This window comes from Sporosarcina koreensis (assembly GCF_001531445.1).
GTDB classification, from domain to species: Bacteria; Bacillota; Bacilli; order Bacillales_A; family Planococcaceae; genus Sporosarcina; species Sporosarcina koreensis_C.
On record NZ_LQYA01000065.1, the window covers coordinates 14,184 to 19,670 of the forward strand.

A 5,487-nucleotide genomic window follows, 5' to 3' on the forward strand; every position below is an offset into this window, starting at 1 on the left:
TTTTTCTGCCCGAACACATTCACCCAAACTTCCTTCAGACGGCGGGAAACATTATTGTCGAACTCTTCCTTCCGTCCGAGCTTTATGAATTGGATCCGCGTCCTGATCAAATAAGTGAACAGCGCAAGCGCGTATGCCACAACCGCCAGGAAAAGGATCCAGTTGACTACCAACAAAGCATTCATTTTATATTCTCTCCTTCCCTTATCGGAACGTTATGAATAGTGTAGTAGAAAATAAGTATTGTGTCGATGTTCTAATTCATAGTTTAAGTTATGAATGAGCATTCAGTCAATGGATAATTTTATTAGTTGATACTTTTTGGAGGATTTAGAAAGGGGGCTATAGGATTCGTTTCGTTATGAGCGGTAAGCAATTCTACGTTCGAATGCGAGGATATTTAAAAAGCTTCCGGTCATAGATCATTCCGGAAGCTGTCAATTTCAGTTATTTTATATAAGTGTCTGCCCAACAACTGGCGGGCTTTTTCGATGTTATGGACGTCGATTTCAAGGAGTACTGACGTTGAAGGTCCCGCTGATGCATACATATCGACATCCGTTTCCATCTCGATATGTGGATTCCCCCTCACCCTTCTATATTCCACGAGGATCCCCTTCGATCCGACCGGCCAGATTTTCCGAACCACTCCGCCTTCCATCGCTTCCTTGATTAACCGAAGCGATGCAATTTCGTCGCGCCTTTCAAGCACTTCATTCCCGACGAGCGGCATGCCGTAGACGTACCATTCCAACTCATCAGCGTCCTCAACAAGCCGCCTCTTGCCAATCATCGTTACAGCAACGGCCGATTGCATGAGCTGCATATTCGTTTCCGTACTGCCCGTGATCTCCGGCGAATCCAGATTTGATTCCCGCAAAACGTCCTCCACTCCTGCGACGTAAGCGTCCCAGCTGCCCGGACCGGTGAAATTATGAATAAGGATTGAAACCGGTTCGGCATGCGCCGCCCACTGCTCGAGCAGTGCGACACGTGCGGCAAAATACGCCGTCACCTGATCGGGAACCGCCACGATATCATGTAGCTTCTCCCCGATGCCTCCCGAGTTATCCGTCGTGACGACGAATCCATCGCCGAGCGCAATCGCATTTCTCATCGGACGAGCCCGAATCTGTCGCCAGCCGCCTTAGAAAGCACCGGCATGACGACCGCCGCTACAACTGCGTTCACAACGGTTGCTAGGAAAATCGCCGGCACCATCCCGATAAAGAACGCGGGCGACACGAGGAAATAAAATGGAAATGGCGCCAACAACCCGTTCGCGATGATGAAGAACACCCACTTTGAGGAGTGGTGGCCCGCCTTATGGAGACGTGCGAAAACATAAAGGATGATCATCATTTCAATCGCGATCAGGATATGGAATGGTCCAAGCGGAAAGCCCGCGTACATGGCAGACGCGAGATGGCCTGTCATCGAGGCGGCTCCGACAAATACGGGCGGCAAAAACGATGCCGCCAGCAACGCCGGTATCGTATCAAGTGCTAAAGACCCGACGCCGGACGGAATCTTGATGAACCCGCCTACCGCGCAAAGGGCCGCAAATAAAGCCGTTAACGTCATTGTTCTTACATTCATTTGTCAGTCCTCTTTCTTTTTACCCGTACGGAACACTTTCGCGCTGCGCACGTATTCATTATCAGGAACACCGAGACGCGCATTGACGATACGTGCCGCAACGAAAAGATAGTCCGATAAGCGGTTCAAATATTTTTGGACAGTCGCCGGCACATCTTCCTCCGCCTTCATCAACGTCACCGTCAACCGTTCCGCCCGGCGCGTCACCGTGCGCGCGATATGCAATGTAGCAGCAGCCGGAGATCCACCCGGCAAGATGAATTTCTCAAGCGGCGGCGCTTCCTCCATCAACTCGTCGATCCTCTTCTCAAGCACTTCGATCGGCTCTTCGGAAAGCTTGTAATGACGCTCTTTCATGACGTTCGCCAAATCCCCGCCGCCATCGAATAGTTCGTTTTGGATTGCTTCTAGATCCGTAAGTAGATCCGAGAACTTCGTGCCATCCAGTTCCGTCATCGCCTTGCCGATGAACGAGTTCAATTCATCCATCGTCCCATACGCTTCGATACGAAGGCTGTCCTTATCGACCCGTCCGCCGATCAAGCTCGTTTTCCCTGTATCCCCGGTTTTCGTGTAGATTTTCATATCATTTCTCCCCTTTTCTTCAAAGTTTGTGCCAGTCCGTACCAAATCCTCGTCACGTCATCCGCCTGCGCGATCAACCGCTGATACAGCCTTCCGCATGCATCGCGCAGCATCCGCTGTTCCGCATCCATCGGCACGATGCCCCGTCCGATGTCGGTCAAGATGAAAATGACGTCCTTGCCTTCAATCGATTTCATAATGAACTCCACCGCTTCAGCTTCCGACAAATCTGTCTGCGCGAGCCACTGCTCAATTCGATCAATGACGACCTTCCCATCTGGCGGAAATTTCAAATCGCCGGCAGAGCAATCAATCCACTGATACGGTACATTCTCGAGCAGCCTTTTCACATACTCCCTCTTCCCGTTATGGGCACCTCCGATAACGACACGCATCGTCCGCCCTCCTTCATTTCATCGTAATTCCGCCATTCAAGTTTCCAAACCGACCCGTGTGGAATCTGCCATGACCAGAAATCCCGCGGATCCAGTGAAAACTGGGTGAGCGCGATGCGGATCGGTCCGCCATGCGTGACGACAACCGCGCCATCCGGCAATGAAACCAGTGCTTCCATTACACGGTTCTTCAGGTCCGTCAGACTTTCCCCGCCGCGCGGAGCAAACGAATACGGGTCTTCAATCCATTTCCGGTAGTCCTTATCCATTTCAAGGTCGGCATACGTTTTCCCTTCAAAATCACCAAAATGACATTCACGTAATCTTTCATCTGCCACATAATTTGCATTAGGCATCAACAATGCTGCACTTTGCCTTGCCCTCAAAAGATCGCTCCCATATACGATTCCGCTGGCAGGCATCGGAATTGACCGAGCCAGATCGCTAACCGGTTCAATCGACTCATCCGTCCACCCGATATATTTCTTCTCCCGGTTTCCGGCAGTCGGCAAATGCCGAATCAAATACAAATGATGATCGCTAGCCATAACAACACCTCCACTCCTTCGATGTACGCCCCGCATAAGTCGCCCGAGACACCACCGAAATGCTTCAACGACCAGCTTCTGAAAAGGAGTACAGCTCCACTTACAACAATGAGGAGCACAACTGGCAAGATGACGGAATGAATGATAACGCCAAGTGCTACGGCAATCGCAAGTCCCATACCGATCGATGACGCCATCAGTGTCCCCGTCGCCAGCTTCTCCTTGAAGAAATGCGCAATCCCCTTCTCCTTCGCAAGGCACGTCGTTGAAAAATAGACGTTCATGCCTGCACGGGCGAGTAACGGGATGGCAATGAAGTACGGCAGCAGCCCGTCACTGCGCTGAATCAATTCTTCGAACAAAGCGATTTTCACAATGATCAACAGGATGAGCGCCATCGTCCCGAACGCGCCGATACGCGGATCTTCCAATATTTCAAGCCGCTTAACACGATCGCGATACGAAAAAAAAGCGTCTCCCATATCCGCGAATCCATCCAGATGCAGGCCGCCCGTCAATGCGATTCCTGCAACAACAACAAAAACCGATGTGAGCAGCGTGCCCGTTCCGATGACATCTACAAACAATGCCGCCATGCCGTACATCGCGAGCCCAATGATCCCCCCGACAAGCGGCAATGCGATATACATACCCGTCACATCTTTCCGTTCCATCGGCAGCTCTTTCCGGATCGGGATGGACGTGAAAAATTGAAGTGCCAACAGCAATCCGTTCACATCAGTCCACCTGCCCCGCGATGACCGACAGGACGAACGGCCAATCGACGTGCGCTTTCACATGTGCCGCCCATGCGTCGTACACATCCGTTCCAGCTGGTGCCTCAGTCAGCGGCCGGTCCACGTCTTCCTCTTCGATCCCGTGATTCATCTTATGCGGAATGACCCCGGCGACGCGAATGCCGGTGTACGATTCAATAAAGTCTACACCTTCCTGGAATAAAGCGGCGTCTCCGTGGAATTTATTGATGATGATGCCTTTCACGCGAGCCCGGTGCTCCGGCGCGAGCAATTGGAGCGTCCCGACAATCGAAGCGATTGCGCCGCCCCGGTCGATATCCGCGACGAGCAGCACGGGCGCATCCGCTATGTCCGCGACCCGCATATTGACAATTTCCCGGTTGTTCAAGTTCACTTCCGCCGGACTTCCCGCCCCTTCAATGACGACCGTATCAAATGACTTCGCGAGCGTCTCGAGCGCCGTCCGGATTGCTTGTAAACCGCGTTCGAAAAACTGCGCCCGATATTCCATTCCGTCCACCGCTTCAAACGTCTCCCCGAAAAACCGGACGTCCGATTTCATATTGCCCAATGGTTTTAGAAGAATCGGGTTCATTTCGATGACCGGCTTCGTCCGTGCTGCTTCCGCCTGCAGAAACTGCGCCCGGCTCATCTCTTTCCCATCTTCCGTCGTTGCGGAAAATCGCGACATATTCTGCGATTTGAATGGGGCCACCCGCATCCCTTCATCTGAAAGCAACCGGCAAAGTGCCGTGCAGATCATCGTCTTGCCTACATCCGACGCCGTTCCCATCACCATGATCCCTTTCATTGCACAGCCACCTGCCCTTCCTTTTTCCAATACAGCGGCAATCCGCAATCCATCTCAATCGCTTCATCACTCATGCCGACAAGATGTTGATGCAATTTACCGATCCACTCGCAGTACGTTCGTGTCTCTTCATATGGTGAAGCCGGTTCATCAAGCACTTCATTTGAAACGATAACGAAATGCGCTGCCTTCTCGCGGATGGCGTCGATTGTTCCCATGAGCCGCGCCGCTTTCTTTTCCATACACCCTTCCATATGGATGCAATAGGCACCGTCCTGTTCCTCGTACATTTCATTCGCCAGCCAAGTTGTGAGACAATCCCATAGGACGAAATCGTTTGGTTGAATGAAAGGCAATGTCCCAGCAAGGTCGACCGGCTGTTCAATCGTCAGCCAATCTTCCTCCCCTCGGTCCAATTTATGCTTTTCAATCCGCTGTTTCATTTCCTCATCGACCGCTCGCCCGGATGCGATGTAGACGAGCCTGCCGCCACACTTTGCGGCCTCTTCAACGAGCATCCGTTCCGCGAACGCACTTTTTCCGCTCCGCACGCCGCCGCTGATGAACGTTAGTTTTCCATCCATGAAATCAGATCACCTCCCCTTAGCTTTCGTCGGTTATGAGAACGAAAACCGTTTTATGAGCACGATTCCGCTGTTTATGAGCGCGATCCAGCTAGTTATGATCACTCACACAGTTTTATGAGCGCGGTCACGACAGTTTTGATCACTCACACGGTTTTATGAGCGCGATCACGACTGTTATGATCACTCACACGGTTTTATGAGCGC

General features: G+C 51.9%; 9 protein-coding genes. All 9 read right to left on the bottom strand.

The features are described 5' to 3' along the window. On the bottom strand, positions 1 to 185 hold a 185-nt coding region (locus tag AWV70_RS24475), incomplete at its 3' end, for a hypothetical protein (RefSeq protein ID WP_235588622.1). Positions 186 to 415: 230 nt separating this feature from the next. Next, positions 416 to 1,117, bottom strand: coding sequence for a hypothetical protein (locus AWV70_RS10445; RefSeq protein ID WP_060206823.1), 702 nt, complete (start codon positions 1,115 to 1,117; stop codon positions 416 to 418). Further along, positions 1,114 to 1,599 (bottom strand): ECF transporter S component, encoded by a 486-nt coding sequence (locus AWV70_RS10450; RefSeq protein ID WP_060206825.1) that lies wholly within the window; start codon positions 1,597 to 1,599, stop codon positions 1,114 to 1,116. Before AWV70_RS10450 ends, AWV70_RS10445 begins: the two co-directional genes overlap by 4 nt. A 3-nt stretch (positions 1,600 to 1,602) precedes the next feature. Continuing rightward, positions 1,603 to 2,184, bottom strand: a complete 582-nt coding sequence (locus AWV70_RS10455) for a cob(I)yrinic acid a,c-diamide adenosyltransferase (protein ID WP_060206827.1) — start codon at positions 2,182 to 2,184, stop codon at positions 1,603 to 1,605. Continuing rightward, a complete protein-coding gene (locus AWV70_RS10460; RefSeq protein WP_082713558.1) occupies positions 2,181 to 2,579 on the bottom strand; it encodes a bifunctional adenosylcobinamide kinase/adenosylcobinamide-phosphate guanylyltransferase in 399 nt (132 codons plus the stop codon). Before AWV70_RS10460 ends, AWV70_RS10455 begins: the two co-directional genes overlap by 4 nt. Further along, positions 2,531 to 3,127, bottom strand: coding sequence for a histidine phosphatase family protein (locus AWV70_RS10465; protein WP_060206830.1), 597 nt, complete (start codon positions 3,125 to 3,127; stop codon positions 2,531 to 2,533). Before AWV70_RS10465 ends, AWV70_RS10460 begins: the two co-directional genes overlap by 49 nt. Beyond that, a complete protein-coding gene (gene cobS, locus AWV70_RS10470; RefSeq protein ID WP_060206832.1) occupies positions 3,100 to 3,864 on the bottom strand; it encodes an adenosylcobinamide-GDP ribazoletransferase in 765 nt (254 codons plus the stop codon). The genes AWV70_RS10465 and cobS overlap by 28 nt, the downstream gene beginning before the upstream one ends. A 1-nt stretch (position 3,865) precedes the next feature. Next, entirely contained in the window at positions 3,866 to 4,696 is an 831-nt protein-coding gene (locus AWV70_RS10475) for a cobyric acid synthase (protein ID WP_060206834.1), read from the bottom strand. Then, the gene (locus tag AWV70_RS10480) at positions 4,693 to 5,280 is read right to left on the bottom strand and encodes a bifunctional adenosylcobinamide kinase/adenosylcobinamide-phosphate guanylyltransferase (protein WP_060206836.1); all 588 of its coding nucleotides are present in this window, start codon (positions 5,278 to 5,280) and stop codon (positions 4,693 to 4,695) included. The genes AWV70_RS10475 and AWV70_RS10480 overlap by 4 nt, the downstream gene beginning before the upstream one ends. Between the last annotated feature and the right edge of the window lie 207 nt (positions 5,281 to 5,487).

Excerpts from the sequence above, each read along its gene's own strand:
- AWV70_RS10480 (WP_060206836.1), bottom strand. The coding sequence starts at position 5,280 with ATGGATGGAAAACTAACGTTCATCAGCGGCGGCGTGCGGAGCGGAAAA.
- AWV70_RS10445 (WP_060206823.1), bottom strand. The coding sequence starts at position 1,117 with ATGAGAAATGCGATTGCGCTCGGCGATGGATTCGTCGTCACGACGGAT.
- AWV70_RS10450 (WP_060206825.1), bottom strand. The coding sequence starts at position 1,599 with ATGAATGTAAGAACAATGACGTTAACGGCTTTATTTGCGGCCCTTTGC.
- AWV70_RS10475 (WP_060206834.1), bottom strand. The coding sequence starts at position 4,696 with ATGAAAGGGATCATGGTGATGGGAACGGCGTCGGATGTAGGCAAGACG.
- AWV70_RS10465 (WP_060206830.1), bottom strand. The coding sequence starts at position 3,127 with ATGGCTAGCGATCATCATTTGTATTTGATTCGGCATTTGCCGACTGCC.
- AWV70_RS10460 (WP_082713558.1), bottom strand. The coding sequence starts at position 2,579 with ATGCGTGTCGTTATCGGAGGTGCCCATAACGGGAAGAGGGAGTATGTG.
- AWV70_RS10455 (WP_060206827.1), bottom strand. The coding sequence starts at position 2,184 with ATGAAAATCTACACGAAAACCGGGGATACAGGGAAAACGAGCTTGATC.